2 protein-coding genes are annotated in these 1,650 nt (G+C 65.0%); both read right to left on the reverse strand.

Annotation, left to right across the window (positions count from 1 at the left end):
* The coding region (gene ribB, locus Q4C89_RS10970) for a 3,4-dihydroxy-2-butanone-4-phosphate synthase (protein WP_303102657.1) at positions 1-719 on the reverse strand (719 nt) is incomplete at its 3' end.
* Between the two features lie 22 nt (positions 720-741).
* Positions 742-1,377, reverse strand: coding sequence for a riboflavin synthase (locus tag Q4C89_RS10975; protein ID WP_303102650.1), 636 nt, complete (start codon positions 1,375-1,377; stop codon positions 742-744).
* Positions 1,378-1,650 lie beyond the last annotated feature (273 nt).

Raw genomic sequence — 1,650 nt, forward strand, 5'->3', positions numbered from 1 at the left:
CCCATCGTCAGCGCGACGTGTTCAGCCCCGCTGAGGGTGTCCCGAAAGCCCACGATGCGGAAGTCCCCGAAACGGGTCGGGAGCTTGGCCTCCGCCACCTTCTCCATGAAGGGGTCGTGCGCGAGGCGGTAGGCGATGAGGGCTTCGATGGAGCCGACCTTCAGGCCGTGCTTTTCCCCGAAGGCGAGAAGGTCGGGCAGGCGCGACATTTCGCCGTCGTCGCCCATGATTTCGCAGATGACACCCACGGGCGGAAACCCCGCGAGACGGGCGAGGTCGCAGCCCGCTTCGGTATGTCCAGCGCGGCGCAGCACCCCGCCAGGACGCGCCACCAACGGGAAAATGTGTCCAGGGCGGCGAAAATCGGCTGGCTGTGTCCCGTCGTCCAGCAGCGCGGCAATGGTCGCGGCGCGGTCGAAGGCGCTGATGCCAGTGCTGTTGGAGCGGTGATCCACGCTGACGGTAAAGGCGGTGCCGTTGGGGTCGGTGCTGTGGCCCACCATCGGCGTGAGGGCGAGGCGCTCGGCGCGGTCCGGCGTGAGGGTGACGCAAATCAGCCCGCGCCCTTCCCGCGCCATGAAGTTGACCCACTGCGGCGTGGCGGTGGCGGCGGGCATCAGCAGGTCGCCCTCGTTCTCGCGCCCCTCGTCGTCTACCAGGATGACGGGGCGGCCTGCGCGGAGTTCGGCCAGCAGCGTCGGAATGTCGGAGAGGTTGATGGTTGATGGTTGATGGAGTTGCTCATGCGCTTTCCTCCGCGCCTGTCAGGGCCAGCAGCCGCTCCACATACTTCGCCACCTGGTCGGCTTCCAGATTGACCTGCGTGCCTGAGCGCCAGTGCTTCAGCGTCGTGACTTCCAGCGTATGCGGCACCAGCCAGAGGGTGAATTCCTCGGCGGGCCATTCGCTGCGGCTTCCAGCGGGGCCGCCCACGTCCACCAGCGTCAGGCTTACGCCGTCCACCGTGATGCTGCCTTTGGGGGTCAGGTATTTGGCAAGTTGCTTTGGCGCACGCACCCGCATGGTGTACGCGCCCGCCTCGGGGCTGACTTCCAGAATCTCGCCCACCCCGTCCACATGCCCGCTGACGATATGCCCGCCAAAGCGCGTGCTGGCGAGCATGGCCCGTTCCAGGTTGATTTCGCGCCCGACTTGCCAGTGGTCGGCGGTTTTGGCGAGCGTTTCGCGGGAGAGGTCAACGCTGAAGCTCTGGTCGTCCCAGCCCGTCACGGTCAGGCAGGTGCCGCAGCAGGCGATGGACTCGCCGAGCGCGAGGTCGGGCCACATCTGCGCGGGGGCGATGCGGAGGGTGAGGTTGCCATTTTGCTCGGCGGCGTGGGTGACGCGGCCTGTTTGTTCGATGATTCCAGTAAACATGTTTTGCTCCTGTGGAGCGTCAAAGAGTTCAAACTCTTGTGACACTTGACATAACTAATGACTTGTGGTTTTTGCCCCTCTCCCCTTGTGGGGGAGGGCGTTGCGAAGCAACGGGAGGGGGCGGCCAGACCAACTTTTTCTGTCAAATGCTCCAGACCTTAAACCCTTAGACCTCCAATAACCAGCACGTCATCTCCGACGCGCTCCACATTCCAGACGTCCAACCCCTGCGCCGCGTGCAGGCTGCGCGTCGGCCCCACCAAAGGCGAGAGG

The sequence above is a fragment of the Deinococcus sp. genome, assembly GCF_030523985.1.
In the GTDB taxonomy this organism is placed as follows: domain Bacteria; phylum Deinococcota; class Deinococci; order Deinococcales; family Deinococcaceae; genus Deinococcus.

Bases quoted from the DNA above. Each gene is read 5' to 3' on its own strand.
- Q4C89_RS10975 (WP_303102650.1), bottom strand. From the start codon at position 1,377: ATGTTTACTGGAATCATCGAACAAACAGGCCGCGTCACCCACGCCGCC.